Raw genomic sequence first — 23,166 nt, 5'->3', positions numbered from 1 at the left:
GATTTTAAATCACCCTAACCTTCCTTCAGTCTTGTCTTATGGTACTCTGGCTGCTTAAAAACTGTCCGGAGTATTGCTAAAAGTAACTCGATACTAAACCTTTGAGCATTGCCCAAAGCGACAAGAATTTGCTGCCGCACCACAAACGCCAACAGCCAGCAAATCTCCGCCTTCAGCCAAACCAAAAGGCCTCGCGCCAACAGATATTGGCGGTGAGCGTTCTCAGAAGTAATCCGTACCGGATAATTAAAAGTATGCGGATAGCGCGATATTGCAGTTAAAACCGCAAAAATAATGGCAGCCACAGCCGGCACGATCCAAATCGTTACCTTGTCGCCCCAAGCATCAGCCAGCCCCCCCAAGCCGAAATGAATCGGAATTCGATCGGGCAAAACCGCCCAAAACTTGACGATGAGCAAAACAGCCAGCAAAAGCGCGATCGCCGCTAAAAGCTCTACCGCCAGTAAAACGGGCGAAAGCCCCAGAGAAATAACCGGCCGTTGGTTTGGTGCGTTTCCAGTCATGGCTACTGAAAATTAGATTAATATTGACAATAATAGTATTGGTTCCAATTCCATTCCCCAACAGCTTTCGTTGGGGGTTTCCAAACATCCCGCGAGGTTCTATGACGGCTCAGGTCTTGATTGAAAAGAAAAAGTTAGAAAAACCGCCCCTAACAATACACACATTAGGCGATCGCGTCCTGCGGCAGCCAGCCAAGCGCGTCAAAAGCGTCGATGCAGAAATTCGGCAGCTAGTCCGAGAAATGCTGCAAACCATGTACAGTGCGGATGGTATCGGTTTGGCCGCCCCCCAAGTCGGAGTCCACAAACAAGTAATCGTGCTCGACTGCGACCCGGAAAACCCTGCCACACCCCCAATCGTTTTGATCAATCCCACCATCAAAAGTAGCAGCGGCGATATCTGCATCTTGCAAGAAGGGTGTTTGAGCATTCCGGGAGTTTATTTAGAAGTCAAACGCCCAGAAGTCATTGAAGTCTCCTACCGCGACGAATACGGCCGCCCACAAACCCTGATAGCAACAGACTTACTGTCGAGAGCAATTCAGCACGAAATGGATCACCTCAACGGAGTGCTGTTTGTAGACAGAGTTGAAAACAAGCTCGCACTGAATGAAGCATTAGTCAAGCAGAAATTTTCGCCAAAGGCAGTAAAATCAGTATGATGGCAGGAACTCCGAAAAGTGGTTTACTATTAGCTCTTTCGTGCATCACTGCGATCGCGGCAGTCGGCTCCATTTTTGAGCTGTCATCGGGAGAAGCTCAACTTGGCAATTTAGTCACGGGCATCATCCTCGCCCTGAGCGTACCGCTAACTGGCATATTTTTCTATGCAGCCGTTCAGGATGCCAGGGCAAATCTATAAGCAGAGTTATTAGTCATTAGTCATTAGTCAGCAGTTATTAGTAATTAGTAATTAGTAATTAGTCAGCAGCTAACAACCAATAACTGTGGAATAAAGACTGCTCAAAAATAACATCAGCTAACAGCTCGCGAGCTCATGATTAATGACTAATGACTAATGACTAATGACTCATAACTCATGACTAATGAAATCGGATTTCTGCGACAAGTGCCAGCCCAAGACGCTGTGGGAACCCCAGTATCCAAGTACCAACTTTCTGAAGAAGGGGAATTGGTTATCGGACGCGATCGCAATTGTCAAATAACTTTAGAGTCGATCGCCCACGGCATGGTTTCCCGTCGCCACGCCATGATCCGTCCCCTAACCCAGGGTACTTTGACAAGATGGGAAATTTGCGACCTTAACAGCGCTAACGGAACTTATATCAACGGAAAAAAGCTCTCTGGTTGCCAAACTTTAGAAACAGGCGATCGCATCAGTCTCGGCCTGGACGGCCCTGAATTTATATTTGAATCTCCCGTAACCCCTTACCAAAATCAACCCGGATTAAGCTCACCACAAACGGGCAATTTTGCTGGTATCGAAAAAGACGCTCTCACTTTAACTCAATTATTCCCGATCGCCTCCACGGGCAAACAATTAAGCCAAAAAGCTTACTTATATCCAGGTATTGCCACAGTTATTGTTGTCGTATCGATGTTTGTCGCCGTTGGAAATTCCGCAGCATTCAACTTGCTGCTGTCAGCTTACCTCGCCGGTGCGGCTTACTACTTTATCTATCAACTGTGCGGCAAACACAAGCCTTGGTGGGTATTGCTTGGTTCGGCTTTAGCTACAGTCCTGATTGTGATCAGCCCCTTATTAATTGGATTTATATTAGTATTTAGAGAAATTTTGCCCGGCCGTCTGCCAATCGAAGGCGAAACAATCAGTTTTTTGCCTTTTTTGACCAGAATGTTTTTCGGGGCGGGTCTAATGGAAGAATTGCTGAAAGCCCTGCCCGTTTTGGGAGCAATGTTGCTGGGAAATTGGCTGAAAAATCCGTGGCGCGATCGCATCGGCGTTTGGGAACCTTTAGACGGCATTCTGTTAGGAAGTGCCTCAGCAGTCGGCTTTACACTGTTAGAAACTCTGGGACAGTACGTTCCCAATGTCATCCAAAATGTCACTCTGCAAGCAGGGCCCGACGCCGGACAATTAGTAGGATTGCAGTTGCTAATTCCCCGGATTTTGGGTTCCGCCGCCGGACATATGGCTTACAGCGGCTATTTGGGATATTTTATCGGTTTGAGCGCCCTCAAACCCAGGAAGCGGTGGCAAATTTTGGGCGTAGGTTATTTCAGTGCTTCGGCACTTCACGCTTTGTGGAATGCGTCGGGAGCAGCCAGCGTACTTTTGCTGGCGTTGGTGGGAGTTTTGTCCTATGCGTTTTTGGTAGCTGCGATTTTGAAAGCCAGAGCTCTGTCTCCGAATCGAGAGCAAAATTTTGCCACGAGAATATTTTCTGAAAAGTGACTGCTGACTGGTTAATTGTTGAGGTGCGATCGCACTTCAAACTGCCATTTTTTTCTTGTGTTTTAACCAGCTTAAACCTGCCAATGCTAAAGCTGTCCCCCCAGCAGTGAGAGGTTCGGGAACAGGTTCGGGTTCGGTATTCACTAAAGTGTAAGAAACCTCGGCATTGGGGGAGATATATCTAGAGTATATAACATAGCTGTCGGTGACGATCGATCCATCGTCTATATATGATTGATAGTTCACCTGTCTGTGTACTACCTCCCTACTCCACGAGCCAGAGGTAACTCCGATAGACCAATATGCGCTGCCCTCAACCCTCAAGAAAAAAGGCCCTCCTGGTTCGTCTGGAGGACTGATATAGTCTCTTATCGCACCGTCGCCGCCGCTGGCTTGCACTCCGAGAAACTGCCCTTCACGAAATACAGCTCGAACCCCTGCCAAATTATCATATTCTTTTGTGCTTCCCAACTCGGGAAAAGTAAAACCGTACATTCTTCCCTCGGAAACTGTCCCCTCGGAAATTCCTTCAATGTCTATTCCTGTAAGCAAGGAGTTATCCACCTTTAAAAAACCGCTACCTTGACCGTCAAAATTGATATTGTAGGTGAGTACGGCGGCTTGTGCTTTGTCTACTCCTGCTAATGACACCGCTGAAAACAAACTTAAAATTGTGCTAGCGATCGCACTTCCTAATCTGGGCCTTAGTTTTTGACTCATTGTTTTTTATATTAAGCTTTACGTAAGTGTAATTTATGGTAGTGAGCGATCGCCCGTAATTATCCCCATTCTTAAAGTAAATTTTTTTGAATTCAAAGATTGCGGAATGTAAATAACCGAACTAATACGGATGCGTCATCTGTTGTATTTGTATAATTTCTGACTTTCACTATTACTTTTGAACACAAACCAGAAAAATGTTTGATCGTAATCGCCAAATATTCCGACGGGTTTGTGTTGTTGTTGCTATGCTGCCGACGATCGTCCCGATACCTATACACACTTCATAAAGTTTGTCAATACGCAATTTCCAGATATTTTACCCCAGTATTCTCTCCTTGTGTATGATTCGCTTCTGCTTAATTGCCCGATGCGATAATCGCAACTGAACTTAGAAATTCTTCACAAATAGTTTGACTGTGGTACTATCTGGATGGCTGTGAGTAGCTGAGGGAAGCCAAGGGGCTTGATTCCTGTGGTGGTGGAGGAGAATCCAGGAGTGCTAGATAGGATGTCATTGGGATACGCAAACGTTTTCGCCCAGCGAAGTCAACCCGAACCCCTCCGCATTGGGGTGATTGGGGTTGGCAATATGGGCCAGCACCACACGCGAGTTCTGAGCTTGCTAAAAGATATCGAACTCGTGGGTGTTGCCGACATAAATGTAGAGCGGGGAATAGATGTAGCAAGCAAATACCGGGTTCGCTTCTTTGAAGACTACCGAGATTTGCTCGCCCACGTAGATGCAGTTTGCGTCGCCGTTCCAACTCGCCTGCATCACCCTGTGGGGATGTCTTGTCTCCAAGCGGGTGTTCACGTTTTAATTGAAAAGCCGATCGCGGCTAGCATTGCCGAAGCCGAATCTTTGGTCAACGCGGCTGCTGAGGCCCACCGGATTTTACAAGTGGGTCACATCGAGCGCTTCAATCCAGCTTTTCAGGAACTCGGCAAAGTGCTGAAAACTGAAGAGTTACTGGCATTGGAAGCTCACCGGATGAGTCCCTATTCCCAGCGGGCTAACGACGTATCGGTAGTTTTGGATTTAATGATCCACGACATCGACTTGCTCCTGGAATTGGCAGATTCCCAAGTGGTGAAGCTGACGGCCAGCGGCAGCAGGGCCTCAGATTCAGGTTATTTAGACTACGTGACAGCGACGTTGAACTTTGCTAACGGCATTGTGGCCACCCTGACTGCCAGTAAGGTGACGCACCGCAAACTCCGTTCAATCGTGGCTCACTGCAAGAATTCTCTGACAGAGGCAGATTTTCTCAACAACGAAATCTTGATTCACCGGCAAACAACCGCCAATTACGTGACGGATTACGGTCAGGTGCTTTACCGTCAAGATGGGTTGATCGAGAAAGTTTACACCAGCAATATTGAACCGCTCCACGCAGAATTGGAGCATTTTATTAATTGCGTGCGGGGTGGAAATCAGCCTTCTGTGGGAGGAGAACAAGCTCTCAAAGCTCTGCGGCTTGCGAGTTCGATCGAGCAAATGGCTCTCGACGGTCAAGCTTGGTATCCGAAAGAGCTAGAGTCTACTTTGCAAGTTAGCTAAATCGAGACAAATCTTGTCGTTTCCGGGTGCTTTTACAGTTTGGGTTTGTTGTTTGTTGAAGAGAATAACTGTTCCCATGCAACCGGATTCGATGTCAGCCGATTTGACATTTGAGACGGGGGCGCGAGCATTTCGGCGAGCGCGAGCATCGAGCCGCGCTCACTCGATTCGCGCGAGCGTCGAAGGATTTTAGACTTTAGATTGACTCTGCAGATGAATCTGGGGGCTTGAACTAAGGTTTAAATTTTTTTGCTCTCCACAACACGAGTCGGGGGCAATTGTCCGTCTTGAGGTGAGGTTAGGATTTATCAGAAAATTGGGTTGAAAACCCTGTCCTTGTAGGACGGCTTTTTTCCATTGTTAAGTAAAATAACAAATCCATCTTAACAAATGAAGATGGTAGAATAACCAAATCAGACAAGATGTAAAAACCTACCCCCGGACTGGGGGAAAGTCTACGCCCAAAACATTTTTGAGGAGATATGACTACGCACTCTTTTGTGCCCAGAGTAGTCAGCCTGGGAACCCTAGCTATAGGGATATTAAGACTGAAATGTCTTAAGAATCCCCGTGCCTTAAGGCCGGAGAGTGTCAAGCCAAAAAAGAGCGGCTATTTGACGACTGATGGTTTTGCTAACTAGCTGATTTCCTTGAGGGCTCAGGTGAATGCTGTCTCGATACAAAGTTGGAAATTCGGCCGCACAATTGAAAATGGGAAGAAAATCTATGTAAGTAATTTTCTCTGTTTCTACGAGTTCGGCGAGACGCGCTCTAGCCTTGACTTCCCAGTCGCGAGGGCCCGGGCCGCCGAGTTCGCCCCGCTTGGGCGTGACGGCTAGCAAAAACTCGATGTTGGCGGATACAGCTATTTTCTGGATTTGGCTAATAGCCTCTAAGTTGCAGCCTACTACATCGCCGCTTGTGGCTCCGGGTGCGGCCAATTGAGGAGTCGGCACTGCAGGTAGCAGGTAGCGGCTCAATAACTCTAACGTAGCCGATCGGGGTTTGCGATCCGGGTAAGATCGATCGCGCCCCACAACCAGATCGCAAGGAGCCGATGCAAACAAATCGTCCGTATTGAGCAGCAAAACCAAAGCCTTTGCCCCAAAAACACCGAACCGCTTGGCGTAAGCAAGTTGATTCCTCGGCCCCCAAGAATTGGCTGAGGCGTTGAGAACTTCAAAATTTAAATAGTTGACTTGTGAACCTAATTGTGCATCGCTCGCCAGATTCTGTACTTGCAGTCTCAAATTCCGAGCCATAATTTCCGAGATCGTATCTGTCTGATGTGTCCACCAACCGCCGTTGGCGACAGAATCTCCCAACAGCAAGACGCGCAGAGTTGACGGATCGGGGAGGGGGGCGATCGCTCCGCTACGCATCGAATACTCGTTAATCTCAATCCGGTTGCCCAAGCGGCGCACCTTCTGGTTGGGCGCCAACAAATAGCCGCACTCGGCATCGGCAATATAAATCAAGGGATTACCAAAACCCAGCAGCACCCGCAGCAGCACTTCGATTGCCGCCCCCAATGCTGCGGTGACAGCCAAAATTATGAGAACAACTTCCACCAGTCAACCTCGATAGAGAAGGAAAAACCCCTGCCGACACCAAGGTATAAAAAAGAATGCAACTGCAGTCAAGCTTTCAGCCCCGATTATAGTCAGCAGATTTTAGATTAAAGATTAAAGATTAAAGCATTGACCGAAAGCATCCAGGATACAAGCCCCCGGATTCATTCCGAAAGCAGACTCAGGACCCAGAAATAAAAAACCTGTATCCGATAAACAAGGGCCCGAATTTATCCGTGGGGTCAATGCTTCAATTCTTTAATCTAAAATCTAAAATCTAAAATCTAAAATCGATTGACTCCTGTCTACAAGCAAGTATCCGTCTTTGAGTGAGGTGAGGTCGCCTTTGTAAAATCTAAAATCTAAAATCTAAAATCTAAACTGTTATGGCTGCGGGCTTTGAGCAACTTGGCGACCCGATTAAGTCAACCGAATCGCCCCCGTCGATATAGAATTCTAGAATATACCGTCAAAATCCGCCGTCAGCCGTCAGTGAACTTGGTGGTTTCAGGAAAATCCGTGGACTTAAAACAAATATTCAAAACGCCGAATCCCATAATCGGTGTCGTACATTTACAGCCTTTGCCAACTTCTCCCCGCTGGGGCGGAAACCTCAAAGCTATTATCGGAAGAGCCGAGCAAGAGGCTACAGCGCTGGCTTCTGGTGGCGCAAACGGTATCATTGTCGAGAACTTTTTCGACGCTCCTTTTGCCAAAGACAGCGTAGATCCGGCTGTGGTAAGTGCCATGACTCTGGTAGTCGAGAGGCTAACAAATCTCGTGACGCTGCCGATCGGCGTTAACGTGCTGCGAAACGACGCCCACAGCGCGATCGCCATCGCCTCCTGCACAGGAGCTCAATTCATCCGCGTCAACGTCCTCAACGGCATTATGGCTACAGACCAAGGCTTAATTGAAGGCCAAGCTCACCAGCTACTGCGCTACCGCCGGGAATTGGGCAGCGATGTCAAAATATTAGCAGACGTGTTAGTCAAGCACGGGCGACCCCTAGGCAGCCCCAACTTGACCACAGCCGTCCAAGAGACGATCGGGCGCGCTTTAGCCGACGCCGTAATCCTTTCCGGCTGGACAACTGGTAGCCCTCCCAATCTCGAAGACTTAGAACTCGCGAGTGCTGCTGCTGCTGGAATTCCAGTTTTCATCGGCAGCGGCGCCTCGTGGGAAAACATTTCCACCCTCATGCAGGCCGCTGACGGCGTAATCGTATCGAGTTCCCTGAAACGAAACGGCCGCATCGAGCAGCCCATCGATCCGATCCGCGTCAGTCAGTTTGTAGAAGCTGCCCGTCGCAGCTTGTCACAGAAAGAGCCCGAACAGGAAAATAGAGATGCTAATGGCTCAAGAGGGCCAACACCGGAACCGGGCAAAGTCACAAGTAAAACGTAAAATAGGAATTGTTGACTGTTGGCAGTAGTCATCAGTCATCAGTCATCAGTCAACAGTCAACAGTCATCAGTCAACAGTCAACAATTCCCAATTCCCAAATTACCAAATCAAAAAATGATTCGCCGACGTTCAACCCCTTGGATTCATCGCTGGTCTCGGACTGTGATGGCAGCGATCGCAGCCATAGGCGTCGTAGAAACGGCCTATCTCACGATCGCTAAATTCACGAATGGCTCGGTCATTTGTCCCACCAGCGGCTGCGACAAAGTTCTCAACAGTCCCTACGCTACAGTCTTTGGCACAGTGCCTTTAAGTTTGTTAGGCTGTCTGGCTTACCTGAGCATAGCAATCCTGGCATTGGCTCCTAAAGCTGTAAATCCCGCCACCAAGAAAGGACTGCACTCTCAACTAGAAAACAAAACTTGGCAAGCGCTATTTATCATCACTGCTGCGATGGTAATTTTTAGCAGCTATTTGATGTATTTGATGGCTTTTGAAATTCAGGAACTGTGCATTTACTGCGTCACTTCTGCCTTATTTGCGCTGTCGCTGTTTGTACTGGTGCTAGTCGGGCGCGAGTGGGAAGATATCGGGCAGTTGGTGTTTACAGGCATTTTGGTGGCAATGGTGAGTTCGATCGGCGCCTTGGGACTTTATAACAGCGTCAAATCACCTCCTCCTATTGTCTCTACCCCCGGACTTGCACCCCCTGCCGTCACTACCACCTCCGGCCCTGCCGAAATGGCTTTGGCCCGCCACCTCCGACAAATCGGCGCTAAAGAGTACGGCGCTTACTGGTGTCCCCACTGCCACGACCAAAAAATGCTGTTCGGCAAAGAAGCAGCCAAAATAATTGATTATTTTGAATGCGATCCCAGGGGGCAAAATTCCCGCGCCCAAATTTGCCAAGCGGCGGCTGCGAATGTTAAAGGTTTCCCCACTTGGGAGATTAATGGTCAGTTTTATGCAGGGACACAATCTTTGGATAAACTCGCTGATTTATCGGGTTACACCGGCCCCCGCACCTTTCAAAACTGACAGGAAAGTTGGAGATTATAGATGACAGATTTTAGATTGATTGGCCGGAAATATCCTGGTTTTTAACTTAGTTTATCGTTGGCTCGTGCGGCGAAATTAATCTAAAATCTCGCATCTATAATCAATAAAAAAATAGTAAAAATTAGTTACAACGAAAAACTTTAAAACAATTTGTGGCTCTCTAGTATTTAGAGCAGCGAATAAATACTAGAACTTTTACACAAAAAAAAACGCCAGAAACCGGGTTTCTGCTTCCAGAATGATTGTTGAAATGACATATTTTGGTGGCGAAACCCGGTTTCTGCTGTTGCAGCCCGATCGCACCGAAAAACCAAAAAATTGGATAATCTAAAATCTAAAATCGACTCGCTCGCACCGAAAAACCAAAAAATTGGATAATCTAAAATTTAAAATCTAAAATCTAAAATCGACTCGCTCGCACCGAAAAACCAAAAAATTGGATAATCTAAAATCTAAAATCTAAAATCGACTCGCCCCGGAGATGTAAAACCTATACGTAGTAGTAGTTTAGATGCTCACAGGGCGAAGCCCAAATCCCCAAAATATGCTAGAAACTATCAAAAAATGGGTCGATCGAGAACGCCGAGTATTGATTACTGCGAGTGCCGTTGCTAGTACGGTCATTTTAATGCGCTGGTTCGGATGTTTTCAGGTGTGGGAATGGGCTGCTTTCGACCAATTTGTGCGCTGGCGGCCGGCCGAACCCATTGACTCGCGCATCGTCATTGTAGAAATTAAGGAAGCTGACTTGCAAAAATACGGCTACCCAATTTCGGATGCTGCCCTGGCCCAATTGCTGCAAAAATTGCACGCTGGCAAGCCGCGGGCGATCGGCCTCGACATTTACCGAGATTTGCCAACTCAACCGGGTAACGCCGAATTGCTCAAAACTTTTAAAACTATTCCCAATTTAATCGGCATTGAGTTGATGCCAGACGAAACCAGGTTGGGAGTTCGCCCGCCTCCGGTACTTGACAAGCTCGATCGAATTGGTTTCAACAACGTTGTCATCGACGCTGACTCAAAAGTGCGGCGAACTTTGCTCTACGCTTGGCCCGGAGACGGCAAAACTCATCAAAGTTTCGCACTCAGACTGGCTTTGCTTTACCTCAAAAGCGAAGGAATTTCGCCTCAACCAGCAAGAGTCAATCCTACATACTTGCAGTTAGGCAAGGGGGTTTTTCGGCCTTTTCAACCGAATGACGGTGCTTACGTTCGATCGGACAGCCGTGGCTATCAAATTTTGACCAACCTGCGCGGCCCACGAGGCAGTTTTCGCACTGCATCGATGAGCGATGTGTTATCTGGCACCGTACCTGCTGATTTTGTACGATCGCGCATTGTCTTGATCGGCTCAAATGCCCCCAGCCTCAAAGACTTTTACCAAAATTCTTACAGTTCCGGTTGGTTTAGTCCTCCCCAACAAATACCGGGAGTCGAGCTTCAGGCTCATTTCTTGAGCCAAATTTTGAGTGCAGCCATCGACGGGCGCGGGGGTATCAATGTCTGGCCAGAGGCTGCGGAGTTGCTGTGGATTTTGCTGTGGTCTTGGGCGGGAGCAAATGTGAGTTGGAATTTGCGATCGCTTGGTCGATCGGCTTACTGTTTATTAAGTATCTGTCTAGGTCTGAGTGCCAGTTTATACTTGGTATTTTTAGCCGGTTGGTGGCTACCGTTAATTCCTCCAATCGTCAGTCTTGTGGGTTCTGGTGCTGCTGTTGTGGGTTATCTGGCTCACTTGCAAGAAGAATTAAAACGGTCTAAAGAATTTTTACAATCGCTAATCGATACAATTCCCGACCCAATTTTTGTCAAAGATAGAAATCACCGCTGCGTAGTTTTGAATCAGGCATATTGTCGGTTTATTGGCTATCCTTTAGAAATTTTAACTTGCCGAACCGATTACGATTTATTTCCCCAAGCCGAAGCCGAGATATTTTGGCAGGAAAACGAATTAGTATTTCAAACTCACCAGCCGCGAGAAAATGAAGAATATTTTACTGACGCTCACGGAATTACGCATCTAATTGCGACTAAAAGATCCCTGCATAAAGATGCTGCAGGCAACCTATTTTTAGTCGGAGCAATCAGAGATATTACCGAGCGCCAACTTCGGCAAAATGCCCTAGAACAAAAAAATGCTGAGCTCAGCCACCAAGCTTATCACGATGCTCTTACCGGTTTGCCCAACCGCCAAATGTTCTACGAATGCTTGCATCAGTCTCTAGAAATAGCCTCCAGCAATCAGGAATTGGTAGCTTTACTGTTTTTAGATTTAGATGGATTTAAGTCAATCAACGACACTCTCGGACACAATGTGGGCGATTTACTCTTAAAAAAAGTTGCCAGTCGGCTCAAAAAATGCTTGCGCGGCAGCGATACAATCTCGCGGTTGGGCGGCGACGAGTTCACAGTCATTTTGCCCGTAATTCCCGGCCGTGAGGAAGCTGCGAAAGTAGCTGAAAAAATTTGCGACGCCATTATGCAGCCTTTTATGTTAGAAGAACATACAGTTTCTGTAACTACAAGTATTGGCATTAGTTTATATCCCATTGACGGTCAAGAGCCAGAGATTTTAGTTAAGAATGCCGATGTTGCGATGTATCGTGCTAAGGAACGCGGGAAAAATCAATATCACTTTTATTAATTAAGACCAGTTAAAAACATAATAAAACTGTAGGTAAAGTCCCCACCCCGATATTGATAAGTCATTTATAATTATTCAATTTTTTTATCTAAAATCTCAATTACTTCAGACAAAATTTGAGCAATTTTAGGTCTCAAACCTTAATTGGGCAGTGAGGGAGATACAGCATATTCGGTGGTTCGTGAAGTACACTATAAAGCTCTATTGTTGGTACATTGTTATGTAGGGTGCGGATCTGCTCATGTTTAATGAAACTTGCAGATTGACTGGTGGCGACGCACCGATGCTTACGACCCTTGTTGTGTGTACCGCATATACATGGAATATGCTGTATTATTTCAGGCGTCCCCTGTGCAGCTAACTTCAGGAAAATAGCTTGTTGATCGAGCCTTAAACCGTAAGCTTTCTAAGCTTTTTGAAACCGTTCAAAAAAATGTTTTAAGTAGTGAAATCTCACATCTCAAATCACATAAATTTAAAGTCTCTAATCTGTCATCTGTCATTAGATAGATTTACCCCAAGATAAAACTTATGAGAGCAACTTGCCGTCTCATCTGAATGTTACAAAATATTAAAATCAATCACAACCTGAAACCAAATTCAAATCGCCAAAAGCCTTAATGTAAAAAAAATTATGTAAACTTACGAAAGTTAATTAAAGTAAATGTAAAGACATCAGTGGAAATACGGAAATTGATAGATATAATAGGTGGTACACACGTGGATCTATTGCGGTGATTGGAATAAGGCGGTGAATACTATGCGTACTTTGATTCAGCTCACAACAACGGCAACCCTGGCGGTCTGCCTGCAAGTGAATATAGTCGGCACCGCCAATGCGGCTCGACTTGCCAGCAACTCAGCTAGCAATTTCACAAAAGCCCGTAGCGCGGGCAAGATCCCGACGCCATTGACCCCCAGATTTGGGACAGTGACATCAACCTCTAGGTTTGGAAATCTCCAAAAATACGAACCAACCCCGAACGGGAACCCCGAAAGTGACGGTACGGGAACGCGCTGACCCCAAATTTTTAATAAATTTTTAATCTTCTATTCGCGGAGATTTGTACCAATTGGATTGGTTAATTAAAGTATGGCTGCACCAATCCGGATCGGTGAGGGGATAGTCCACTCGGTAATGACCGCCGCGACTTTCGGTGCGAAACGCAGCACTTTTGACAATTAAATAGCCGATATCCAATAAATTCCCAACTTCTCCCCAATTTCGCAAAATCGAGCTATTCTCCGTCTCAGTAGGGGAAAAATCAATAATTTGTCCGGGCCGTAAATTATCAAGCGTTTGACTCAAAGGCAAGGAAGCAAATTCTTGCCGCCAAATCTCAAGTTGGACGATCGCACTTTCCAAATCCCGCTGTCCCCGGCAAATGCCCGCACTCTGCCACACCAAATTCCGCAATTCAACCCGCAACCTTTCGATCGCCTCAATGTCCTGTTCAGAAATCGATTTATCCCAGATTTCCTCTGCATCTAACTCATCTGTGAGTGCCTCGGGCTTTCCACCTTCTAGCTGCAAAAGTCCCATCTGCGCCCCAAAAACCAGACATTCCAGCAGCGAATTGCTCGCCAACCGATTAGCACCGTGTACCCCCGTGCTCGCAGTTTCTCCCACCGCGTACAAACCCGGAATCGAAGTTTGGTTGAACTTGTCAGCCACAATCCCTCCCATCCAGTAATGGGCCGCGGGCGTCACCGGCACCGGTTCGGAAAAAATATCAATTCCCCAGTCAGCGCACACTTGAATAATATTGGGAAACCTGTAGCGCAGTCGATCGACCGCAATCGGGCGCAAATCCAGCCAAACATGAGGTTCCCCCGTTTTTTGTAAGTGGCGGAAAATAGCGCGACTGACAACATCCCTAGGGGCGAGTTCCCCGCTGGGGTGAGAGTCAAAAGCAAAGCGATATCCCTTACTGTCAACCAAATGAGCTCCTTCTCCCCGCACCGCTTCGCTAATGAGAAACCGAGGCGCGCCCGCTGTGCTCAGCGCCGTCGGGTGAAACTGCACAAATTCTAAATCTCGCAGCAGCGCCCCGGCGCGCCACGCAATTGCCACCCCGTCCCCGGTACTTACCGACGGATTGGTCGTTTGAGCAAAAACCTGTCCGCCGCCGCCTGTCGCCAGCACCACGGCTTTAGCTTGCAGCCACTTGACTTGTGAGCCACAAATCGAGCTAATCCCCTGACACCGCCCGCTTTTGTCTAGCCACAGACTCAAAGCAAAGGCAGGAGATACGAGTTGAATGTTTTTGCGGCTTAATACTTTTGCTGTCAGCGTACTGATCACGGCTTTGCCCGTAGTGTCGGCGGCGTGGAGCACTCGGCGGCGGGAGTGGGCTGCTTCTAGGGTGAGGGCTAAATCTGGGCCGGTGCGATCGAATGCAACGCCCATTTTCACCAGGGAGTCGATGCAAGCACCAGCTTCCTCGACTAAAAATTTCACCGCCTCCAAATCGCAAAGACCGGCTCCCGCAGCCAGTGTATCCTGAACGTGCAGCGCTGCGGAATCTTCAGGGGCGATCGCCGCAGCAATCCCTCCTTGAGCCCAATCGCTTGCAGAAACAGGTAGGGTATTTTTATTGATCAAGCCCACCTGTAAATGCTCTGGCAGGCAGAGTGCTGTGTACAAACCCGCCGCGCCAGCACCTATTACCAATACGTCAAATTTGTCAGTCATAAGTCTGCCGCCAGTCAATTTTAGATTTTAGATTTTAGATTTTAGAATTGAGTCTACAGATGAATCTGGGGACTTGAACTAATGTCAGTCAAGGGATTTTAGATTTTAGATTTTAGATTTTAGATGAATCAGGGGAACCCGCTTATTTCAATCTAGCGAATTTGGGTCGGCTTTTGCCGAATGGTGGTTGAAAGTAAGTGTTCAGAAATTAAAGGCAGAAGTCATCAGCCTGTAGAAAAAAATCTTTTCTTTCGGCTGTTTGCCTTCTGCCCAATGACTTCTGCCTTCAAATGATATCCGCTGCTACCTAGTCGTAGAGACCATTATTCAACCGATTGTCTCCTTCAATAAAGACTGATTCAACATCAGTTACGGTGAATTTGTCCATGTTAGCTTGCAGCACTTTTTTCTGAGCATCCGTCAAGTCTGAAATATTGAGTACGTCCTCAACATTTTCGTAAGGAGCATTCTTAATAATTAGTCGAGCTAAAGTGGGATACAACCCTCGAAATTCCCGAAAGTCCCGGACGGCGCTGTTATTCAAATCAAGTTTTTTGCCGTATTCTGTGGCAAGCTTCTCATCGGCGCGATTGGTTCTAGCCGGAGCTTCAACAGCTAGGAGCGAGGATGATGGCAAGACGATACGGCTTAATGACGCCGCGATCGCGCTTTGGTCTCCAGCCCATGCAAAGCAGCCCAGCACTAAGCCCAATACTGCCAATAGACGACCCAATCGTTTCATGAAGTTTTGTCTCCCAATTTCATACACAGCATTTATGTAGAGACTACCATTTTGCTTATGCAGTTTTTCAGATAAATCCGCAATAGGTAGAGGGCTGTTATAAACTTTCCCTTGGGGTATTGACAACGCAGATTATATATGATATTGGCTGAGTTTTAAGCATCGCAGACAAGTTTATAAAAGGCACTCCAAATTAAAAACTCGGACTGCGATTTTAAGGGGTTAATTTTTGCCCCGCACCCACTTTTCTAGCTATCAAGAACTTTTTCCTTTCGTTTTGAGAAAAGCGTTCAAGTCAGCATAAGTACCGCCGTAAGTCACGGTGGGATGGTCGTAACCCTTTAAAGCAACGGTGTGCTGCTCGAAAGCGCCCTGGGCCCCTAATTGAGTCAGATATTTGTAGGTAGTTTCTCCCACAGCGATATCCTTGCCGAGTTGCTTAGTGCAAGATTCCAGGCGAAATGCTGCGTTTACAGTATCTCCCAAGGCAGTATAGTCTGATCGATCGCTGCTGCCAGAATTTCCCACCATTGCATAACCGGTATTGATGCCGGCCCCGACTCGCAAAGGAAAAGGCAGGGGGTAACGGCTGCTGAGTTCGTCTGTTGCCTTGTGCAGTTCGCTCAAAGCTTGGCAAATCCGCATCATTTCCTCGCTGCTGACACCGCTGGTTTTGTGGAACCAGACTGCCATGATGGCATCACCGATGTATTTGTCCACCCAACTGCCGTGTTCGCGAATGATCTGTCCTGCTTTGCGGAACCAATTGCCGATGACTTCCGAGAGGAGGGTTTCGTCTAGCTGTCTAGTCAAAACTGTAAAGTCTCGGATGTCCATTACCATGACGCTAATGAGGCTACGCACCGTCAAAGTCGCCGTAAAATCTTCAGAGTCTGTCTCGTGTATTGGATCGTGCCGGTGGCCGGCGGTTGGGTTGTAGAAGTCCAATTCGGTTTGACCGAAAATAATCCGATCGCCATTTCTGAGAGTGACAGGAATACTGACCCGCCGCCCGTTGACAAAGGAACCATTGCGGCTGCCCAAGTCGATTAGGTAGAACTCTCCTGTCTCCATTTGCTGTAACATCGCGTGATTACGGGAAATCCAGCGATCTGTCAGTACAAAATTATTGTCATCGCTCCGCCCTACTGTCCAGCAATTGCTGCCGGAGAGCGGCAAGTAGCGATTGCCGCTTTTCTCTGTACGAAGTACCAAATGTGGATTGGCTTGCAAAGTCACCACAGCCCTAAAAACGACATCAACTCAACCGGTTTGAGGTTTTAAACTTTAAATTTTAACTTTACCGCGCGGCTTATGACTGAGATTGCTGCTAAAAAACCTCAAATCGGCCGTTCTCTAATCTAAAATTGTTTAGTCGATCGTCGATGCACCAAACCATACAGGATTGCCGAACCACAATTCGATCGCCAGCAAAGGTAGTTATGGTTCGATCATAAGCGAAATTGTCATATTTTTCACCCCACAGTTCTATCTGGGGAGTTAAATTTGGTGCTTTTTTGCTGAAAATATAACTATCTACCAATATTCTACCTAATGTCACGGCTCCCACTGCCCGCCAAATTTTATTTAGACTAACGGGGCATAAAAAAATTGAAAAATGGCTCTCCGGCTCCGATCGAGAATTGTTAAACACAAGGTATCTTTAAGATTTGTTGCTTAACTTCTGGTTTTTGAAGATATCAACAAAGCCTTTTCCTCGCTGCGGCGGTCAATAAGTTGGAAATACGAGAATTTTATGTTGTCGAAAAGAATTTTGCCTTGTTTGGATGTGAAAGCCGGTCGCGTGGTCAAAGGTGTCAATTTTGTCAACCTTAAGGATGCTGGCGATCCGGTAGAAATGGCTCAGGTTTACAACGATGCCGGTGCTGACGAGTTGGTGTTTCTCGACATTACGGCGACTCACGAAGACCGGAATATTATGATCGATGTGGTGTACCGCACGGCCGATCGAGTATTTATCCCTTTGACGGTGGGCGGCGGCATCCAATCCTTAGACACCATTAAAAGTTTGTTGAGGGCGGGCGCTGATAAGGTGAGTATTAATTCGGCGGCGGTGCGCGATCCGAGTTTAATTGACAAAGCCAGCGATCGATTTGGTAATCAGTGCATTGTAGTGGCGATCGACGCTCGCAAACGGCAAGACGCAGATCATCCTGGTTGGGACGTGTACGTGCGCGGAGGGCGAGAAAATACTGGCAAAGATGCGATCGCCTGGGCCAAGGAAGCCGAACAGCGCGGCGCCGGCGAAATTCTGGTGACAAGCATGGACTCGGACGGCACTCAAGCCGGTTACGATTTGGAATTAACTCGCAGCATTGCCGAAATGGTCGAAATTCCCGTCATTGCTTCCGGCGGCGCCGGCAACTGCCACCACATCTACGAAGCCGTGACTGAAGGCAAAGCAGAAGCTGCACTGCTGGCTTCCCTGCTGCATTACGGGCAACTCAGTGTAGGAGAAATTAAAACTTATCTAGCAAAATGTCAAGTTCCCGTGCGACAGCAGCAGCCATTAGTTATTAGTCATTAGTCAGTGGATAGTCGATCGCATCTTAATATCTTGCAACATTTTCAACAAACCGCTCTGCGGGTTCACTCCAGCGCCATCTCACATTGCAAACAGGCTAAATACACCCGCCTCCACCCCACGATAAAACCAGTTACTGAGATTGATACTGCTATGTGACGCGCATCCGAAGGCACTTATAGAGAATTTTTTTGATTCTACACAAGTGCCTTCTACATAAATGTCTTGGGGCGATCGACTCCTGTCAACTAGAAATATTCCCTGAGAAGGATTTCAATTACCAGCTTTTTCAGCTAAATATTATATATTAGCTCAATTTGAAAGAAAGCAACGGTTGCTTTGATCAAAATTGAGTTAAAGATTGTGCAGAATTTGAGTGAGCTTCAGCCTGTTAACAATCTTAGCGATCAAAACTTCTAAAAACGGAGAAATTTTGTATGTCTTTTATCAGCTTTAACTTCCCTGCCAAGCGTTTAGTCCGCAGTTTAATAGCTGTTTGTTTTTGTGCTTTGATGTTTGTTTCTAATGCTTTCCCCGCTTTTGCCGTTACTAGCAGCCCCACCAAAGGTGAAGACCAACTTTTAGGAATTGAAAAAGAATCTCAAGAAGCTGTACTGAAAAAACCAATGTCCTTGGAAGAAACTCAAGAAAAAGCCAGCAAAGGGCCTAACGAAGTTCAGGGAGACGCTGACATTGAAAAAATGAAAAATCCTTCCAATACACAAGCTACATCCTTTGAGCAACAAGTCAAAAAAGCTGTCAGTAAAATTAAAGACTAACTCAGCGCGCAGTAGTCAGCGGACAGTTGTCAGTAAAAAAGATTAGGGACAGGCCGCGGTGCGGTGTCCCTAATCTTTTTTTTGAAGAGACACCGCACCGGGCCACATCGTTTGAAAGGCAGTATCCAATCTAAATTTAGCTTGAGTTTTCAGAATTGCTCTTAGATGGAATAAAAAAGTGGAAAGGACTTGGCATCTTTCGGCTTTACGAACACTCTTTGCTGGGGCTGCAAGTTCAAGCTATCGAATCTTTCTCTAGTCAAATTAGCGTTTACTACTTGACCGTCATCTAAGGTTAATTCTACCTGAATTTCCCATCCCAAATGAATCAAGCGACTGATTCTTGCAGGCACTGTTGCACTATTTTCTGTAGTTTCAATTACTACGTCGTGAGGGCGCAAGAAAATCTCTGGGTTGGCTGAGTCAAAGCCGTTGTCTTGAAACATTCTGGAACTACTGGGCAATACATTGACTGGCCCGATAAAACTCATTACGAAGGCACTAGCGGGATGGTCGTAAATTTCTGCGGGTGTGCCGACTTGTTCGATTTTACCTTTATTCATGACTGTAATTCGATCGGCAACTTCCATCGCTTCTTCTTGATCATGCGTTACAAAGACTGTGGTAACGTGAACTTCGTCGTGCAGTCGCCGCAACCAAGCACGCAAGTCTTTGCGAACTTTGGCATCGAGAGCTCCAAAAGGTTCGTCTAGCAGTAACACTTTCGGTTCCACAGCCAATGCTCTGGCGAGGGCCACCCGCTGCCGTTGGCCCCCTGAAAGTTGCGACGGGTATCTATCGCCCAATCCTGCCAATTGCACTAAATTCAACAATTCTTCTACCCGCGATTTGACTTTCGCGGGTGGTGTTTTCTGAATTTGCAGCCCGAAAGCGATGTTTTTTCGCACTGTCATGTGCTTGAATAGCGCGTAGTGCTGAAACACGAAGCCAATTTTGCGGTCTTGGACGCTAGTATTGGTGGCATCTTGGCCTGTCAGCCAGATTTTGCCGGAGTCGGGCATTTCTAAACCCGCAATCAGTCGCAGCAGTGTAGACTTGCCGGAACCAGACGGGCCCAGCAATGCGACTAGGGAACCCGATTCAATTTCTAAGCTGACTCGATCGAGTGCTTGGAAACTGCCAAACTGTTTTGATACGTTTTCTACAACTATGCCCATGGTAGGAAGAAAGAAGAGGGAAGAGGCAGGATACAGGAAGCAAGAGGCAAGAGGCAAGAGGGAAAAATGTGAATCTCCGGTTTGTGGATAGGTTAATGTAAGTTTTTTTATAGCACGATCGCACATCAGTTTGTTAATTTTAGGGTTTTGGCGATCGGTCAGTCGATTTTAGATTTTAGATTTTAGATTTTAGATTTACTTGCAGCGCAGTGAATCTGGAAGATGGAACTTTGGTCTAAAATTTTGAGTTCTCCAGGGCTTTGTATGGGTTTTGGGCGGTGTCAATCGATTGCGCGATTTGAGATTTGAGATTTTAGATTAAAGGATTGAAGCATTGACTTGCGCGAGATAAATCCGGGGGCTTGTGTATTGGATACAGGTTTTTGTATTTCTGGGTCCTGAGTCTGCGCGTTGGAATGAATCACGTGGCGGGTATCCTGGATGCTTTCGGTCAAACAGCCGAAAATTAACAAAAATGCACCTCCAAAACAAAACAACACAATTCTTTGCCACCAAAGTTGACGTTTGGTACTACAATGCAGCAAAAGTTCAAGCGTTTTTGACTTCAACGGCTGAGGGGATAAAGGAAAATGGGAGATGTTGGACGTGTGCCTGTAGGAATTATCGGCGCTTCAGGGTACGGCGGCGTGCAACTTGTGCGACTGCTGGCGGATCACCCGGCGGCTGAAGTAGTTTATTTGGGCGGGGATAGCAGTGCAGGAAAACCTTATTCCAGCCTTTACCCGCATCTGACTAACTGCATTGATTTGACAGTCGAGGCGATCGACCTAGACCAAATAGCGGCAAAATGCGAAGTTGTGTTTCTGTCGCTGCCGAACGGTTTAGCTTGCAAAATGGCACCGACGCTGATAGAAAAAGGCTGCAAAGTCTTGGATTTGTCGGCTGACTACAGATTTGAAAATCTGGAAACTTACAAAGCTTGGTACGGGGGCGAGCGATCGGACTCTGCTTTAGCTGCAACGGCGGTTTACGGTTTGCCAGAATTGTATCGCGATCGAATTAAAGACGCTCAGTTAGTAGGCTGTGCCGGCTGCTACGTCACTGCTAGTTTATTAGCCCTGGCACCTTTGCTCAAACAAGGTCTCATCGTGCCAGAAACAGCAATTATCGACGCCAAATCCGGTGCTTCGGGAGGGGGCCGCAAAGCCGAAGTTAATCTGTTGTTGGCTGAAGCAGAGGGTTCTCTGGGCGCTTACGGCGTTGGGCGCCACCGCCACACGCCAGAAATCGAGCAAATTTGCAGCGATTTAGCGGGACACGATATTAAAGTTCAGTTTACTCCCCACCTAATTCCGATGGTGCGGGGAATTCTGGCGACTGTGTACGCAACTTTGCGCGATCCGGGTTTGGTGCGGGAAGATTTAATCACGATTTTCAGCGCTTTTTACCGCAATTCTCCTTGGGTAAAAGTGTTACCGGCTGGAGTTTATCCGCAAACAAAATGGGCTTGTGGCACAAATCTCTGTTACATCGGTGTGGAAGTAGATCCGCGTACTGACAGGGTGATTGTGCTATCGGCGATCGACAATTTAATTAAGGGCCAAGCCGGTCAAGGCATCCAGTGCATGAACTTGATGATGGGCTGGGAAGAAACTTTGGGTTTGCCACAGTTGGCTTTCTATCCTTAATTGAGGATCGGTAATATCCAGATTTAACTGGAATAAATGTCGCTTTTAGTCGAGTCTAGATCCCCCTAAATCCCCCTTAATAAGGGGAGTAGGGGTTGACTCTGAGAAGATTTCTTGTCCCCCCCTTATTAAGGGGGGTTAGGGGGGATCTAGACTTCGATACCAACAAGAGAGACGATCGGTTTGAGTTAAGTTCTCACCAAGGGGTAAAGCCCGGTAACGAAAATTTTCGATTACCAAGTGTTATTTAGGCCCGTAACCGATCGACCCAGCATAAATTGCCCGATCGCCCAATTGGTCTTCAATCCGCAATAAACGGTTATATTTAGCCACCCGTTCGCTGCGACACAAAGAACCAGTCTTGATTTGGCCGGCGCGAGTCGCTACCGCTAAATCGGCAATGGTGGTATCTTCAGTTTCACCGGAACGGTGGCTGATGACGGCTCGATAGCTGTTCCGTTTGCCCAGGTCGATCGTATCCAAAGTCTCTGTCAAAGAACCAATTTGATTCAGCTTAATCAAAATCGAATTGCTAGCTTTCAAATCAATTCCTTTTTGCAGCCGCGTGCGATTAGTAACAAACAAATCGTCACCCACCAATTGAACTTTGCTGCCCATTTTCTCAGTCAGCGCTACCCAACTGTCCCAATCGTCTTCATGCAAACCATCTTCAATGGAAACAATGGGATATTGACTCACCAAACCATCCAAATAATCGATTAATTCTGCCGGGGAATGAGCCACACCATCGTAAGTGTACTGCCCATCTTTGTAAAATTCGCTAGCAGCAACATCCAAAGCCAAAGCAACTTGTTCACCCGGTTTGTAGCCAGCTTTTTCAATAGCTGCAATCAACAAATCCAAAGCTGCTTGATTAGATTTAAGATTAGGCGCAAAACCACCTTCATCACCCACACCAGTCAGCAAACCTTCAGCTTTTAAGACTTTACTCAAGGATTCAAATACCTCTGCACCCCAGCGTAAAGCTTCTTTAAAAGAAGGCGCACCCACAGGGACAATCATAAATTCTTGAATGTCCACATTATTGTTAGCGTGAGAGCCCCCGTTGATCACGTTCATCAAAGGCACGGGTAAAACGTTCGCCAAGGGCCCGCCCAAGTAGCGGTAAAGGGGGAGTCCTAAAGTCTCGGCGGCCGCCTTTGCTGTGGCTAAGGAGACTCCGAGAATGGCATTTGCGCCGAGGTTGGATTTGTTCGGGGAACCGTCCAAGTCAATCATGGTTTGATCTACCAGCGCTTGGTCGATCGCATCTAGATTAGCCAAAGCGGGGGCAATTTTGTGTTCGACGTTAGCGACGGCTTTTAGGACTCCTTTGCCACCATAACGGCTTTTGTCGTCGTCGCGGAGTTCGTGGGCTTCAAAAGAGCCTGTAGACGCGCCGCTGGGGACTTGGGCGAGCCCCACAACACCGTTGGCTAGGTAAACTTCAGCTTCAATGGTGGGGCGGCCGCGGGAGTCGAGGATTTCTCTGGCTTGAATAGATTCGATCGCAGTGTCTAGCATATTAATTATTCCTGACTTAACTCAAGGTTTCATGACAATTAGCAGTCTCTGGGTTTTCCCACGCTGACTGCTGACGGGTAATAGATTACGCGATCCCCAGAATTATTGGTGCACAGTTCAAAATATTTGCGGATTTGGACGAGCAACCTGGTGTCAATAACTTACGCTTATTGAATAAGGATCTA

Annotated in this window: 20 protein-coding genes; 11 read left to right on the top strand and 9 right to left on the bottom strand. The window is 47.0% G+C overall.

Annotated elements, in window-relative coordinates; all coding sequences use genetic code 11:
• Positions 1–14: 14 nt before the first annotated feature.
• The gene (locus tag QUB20_RS16465) at positions 15–524 is read right to left on the bottom strand and encodes a DUF1648 domain-containing protein (RefSeq protein ID WP_333243762.1); all 510 of its coding nucleotides are present in this window, start codon (positions 522–524) and stop codon (positions 15–17) included.
• A 101-nt stretch (positions 525–625) separates the two neighbouring features.
• Here QUB20_RS16465 and def point away from each other — a divergent pair, with 101 nt between their 5' ends.
• From def to QUB20_RS16450, 3 genes are all read left to right on the top strand, one after another.
• The gene (gene def, locus QUB20_RS16460) at positions 626–1,186 is read left to right on the top strand and encodes a peptide deformylase (protein ID WP_333243765.1); all 561 of its coding nucleotides are present in this window, start codon (positions 626–628) and stop codon (positions 1,184–1,186) included.
• Positions 1,186–1,386 carry a hypothetical protein gene (locus QUB20_RS16455; protein ID WP_199292547.1) on the top strand — a complete coding sequence of 67 codons (201 nt, stop codon included), beginning with the start codon at positions 1,186–1,188 and terminating at the stop codon, positions 1,384–1,386. The genes def and QUB20_RS16455 overlap by 1 nt, the downstream gene beginning before the upstream one ends.
• 177 nt (positions 1,387–1,563) lie before the next feature.
• Entirely contained in the window at positions 1,564–2,901 is a 1,338-nt protein-coding gene (locus tag QUB20_RS16450; RefSeq protein ID WP_333234155.1) for a PrsW family glutamic-type intramembrane protease, read from the top strand.
• Positions 2,902–2,937: 36 nt separating this feature from the next.
• On the opposite strand, the gene QUB20_RS16445 is transcribed toward QUB20_RS16450, so the two are convergent.
• A complete protein-coding gene (locus QUB20_RS16445) occupies positions 2,938–3,621 on the bottom strand; it encodes a PEP-CTERM sorting domain-containing protein (RefSeq protein ID WP_333243769.1) in 684 nt (227 codons plus the stop codon).
• Positions 3,622–4,132: 511 nt separating this feature from the next.
• Between QUB20_RS16445 and QUB20_RS16440 the strand changes: the two genes are divergently transcribed.
• Positions 4,133–5,185 carry a Gfo/Idh/MocA family protein gene (locus QUB20_RS16440; RefSeq protein WP_015178266.1) on the top strand — a complete coding sequence of 351 codons (1,053 nt, stop codon included), beginning with the start codon at positions 4,133–4,135 and terminating at the stop codon, positions 5,183–5,185.
• 575 nt (positions 5,186–5,760) lie between these two features.
• Here QUB20_RS16440 and QUB20_RS16435 read toward each other — a convergent pair.
• Entirely contained in the window at positions 5,761–6,756 is a 996-nt protein-coding gene (locus QUB20_RS16435) for a GDSL-type esterase/lipase family protein (RefSeq protein ID WP_333243772.1), read from the bottom strand.
• A gap of 519 nt (positions 6,757–7,275) precedes the next feature.
• Between QUB20_RS16435 and btpA the strand changes: the two genes are divergently transcribed.
• The 4 genes from btpA (at position 7,276) to QUB20_RS16415 (ending at position 12,890) form a co-directional block, all read left to right on the top strand.
• Complete coding sequence (btpA, locus tag QUB20_RS16430) at positions 7,276–8,163, top strand: photosystem I biogenesis protein BtpA (RefSeq protein ID WP_333057464.1); 888 nt, start codon at positions 7,276–7,278, stop codon at positions 8,161–8,163.
• A 114-nt stretch (positions 8,164–8,277) separates the two neighbouring features.
• Positions 8,278–9,201, top strand: a complete 924-nt coding sequence (locus QUB20_RS16425; protein WP_333057495.1) for a vitamin K epoxide reductase family protein — start codon at positions 8,278–8,280, stop codon at positions 9,199–9,201.
• A gap of 532 nt (positions 9,202–9,733) precedes the next feature.
• Positions 9,734–11,869: a CHASE2 domain-containing protein gene (locus QUB20_RS16420; RefSeq protein ID WP_445299411.1), complete on the top strand. Its 2,136-nt coding sequence runs from the start codon at positions 9,734–9,736 to the stop codon at positions 11,867–11,869.
• Between the two features lie 760 nt (positions 11,870–12,629).
• Complete coding sequence (locus QUB20_RS16415; protein WP_333243778.1) at positions 12,630–12,890, top strand: hypothetical protein; 261 nt, start codon at positions 12,630–12,632, stop codon at positions 12,888–12,890.
• A 21-nt stretch (positions 12,891–12,911) separates the two neighbouring features.
• On the opposite strand, the gene nadB is transcribed toward QUB20_RS16415, so the two are convergent.
• The 4 genes from nadB to QUB20_RS16395 form a co-directional block, all read right to left on the bottom strand.
• Positions 12,912–14,564, bottom strand: coding sequence for an L-aspartate oxidase (nadB, locus tag QUB20_RS16410; protein ID WP_333243781.1), 1,653 nt, complete (start codon positions 14,562–14,564; stop codon positions 12,912–12,914).
• A gap of 307 nt (positions 14,565–14,871) precedes the next feature.
• Complete coding sequence (gene psbU / locus QUB20_RS16405; protein WP_006635850.1) at positions 14,872–15,306, bottom strand: photosystem II complex extrinsic protein PsbU; 435 nt, start codon at positions 15,304–15,306, stop codon at positions 14,872–14,874.
• Positions 15,307–15,561: 255 nt separating this feature from the next.
• Positions 15,562–16,548 carry an adenylate/guanylate cyclase domain-containing protein gene (locus QUB20_RS16400; protein WP_333243783.1) on the bottom strand — a complete coding sequence of 329 codons (987 nt, stop codon included), beginning with the start codon at positions 16,546–16,548 and terminating at the stop codon, positions 15,562–15,564.
• A gap of 88 nt (positions 16,549–16,636) precedes the next feature.
• Positions 16,637–16,867 carry a hypothetical protein gene (locus QUB20_RS16395; RefSeq protein ID WP_333057471.1) on the bottom strand — a complete coding sequence of 77 codons (231 nt, stop codon included), beginning with the start codon at positions 16,865–16,867 and terminating at the stop codon, positions 16,637–16,639.
• Between the two features lie 195 nt (positions 16,868–17,062).
• Between QUB20_RS16395 and hisF the strand changes: the two genes are divergently transcribed.
• Together hisF and QUB20_RS16385 are read left to right on the top strand one after the other, a co-directional pair.
• The gene (gene hisF / locus QUB20_RS16390) at positions 17,063–17,854 is read left to right on the top strand and encodes an imidazole glycerol phosphate synthase subunit HisF (protein WP_333243786.1); all 792 of its coding nucleotides are present in this window, start codon (positions 17,063–17,065) and stop codon (positions 17,852–17,854) included.
• A 434-nt stretch (positions 17,855–18,288) separates the two neighbouring features.
• Positions 18,289–18,630 carry a low temperature-induced protein gene (locus QUB20_RS16385; RefSeq protein WP_333057473.1) on the top strand — a complete coding sequence of 114 codons (342 nt, stop codon included), beginning with the start codon at positions 18,289–18,291 and terminating at the stop codon, positions 18,628–18,630.
• Between the two features lie 161 nt (positions 18,631–18,791).
• Here QUB20_RS16385 and QUB20_RS16380 read toward each other — a convergent pair whose 3' ends face one another.
• Positions 18,792–19,808 carry a sulfate/molybdate ABC transporter ATP-binding protein gene (locus QUB20_RS16380; RefSeq protein WP_333057474.1) on the bottom strand — a complete coding sequence of 339 codons (1,017 nt, stop codon included), beginning with the start codon at positions 19,806–19,808 and terminating at the stop codon, positions 18,792–18,794.
• Positions 19,809–20,398: 590 nt separating this feature from the next.
• On the opposite strand from QUB20_RS16380, the gene argC reads away from it, so the two are divergent.
• The gene (gene argC, locus QUB20_RS16375) at positions 20,399–21,457 is read left to right on the top strand and encodes an N-acetyl-gamma-glutamyl-phosphate reductase (protein WP_333057475.1); all 1,059 of its coding nucleotides are present in this window, start codon (positions 20,399–20,401) and stop codon (positions 21,455–21,457) included.
• Positions 21,458–21,700: 243 nt separating this feature from the next.
• Here argC and eno read toward each other — a convergent pair whose 3' ends face one another.
• Positions 21,701–22,981 (bottom strand): phosphopyruvate hydratase, encoded by a 1,281-nt coding sequence (gene eno, locus QUB20_RS16370; RefSeq protein WP_445299410.1) that lies wholly within the window; start codon positions 22,979–22,981, stop codon positions 21,701–21,703.
• Positions 22,982–23,166 lie beyond the last annotated feature (185 nt).

It is taken from the genome of Microcoleus sp. B4-C2, assembly GCF_036705265.1.
Classification (GTDB): Bacteria; Cyanobacteriota; Cyanobacteriia; order Cyanobacteriales; family Microcoleaceae; genus Microcoleus.
This window is presented reverse-complemented; position numbering and strand designations above follow the sequence as displayed.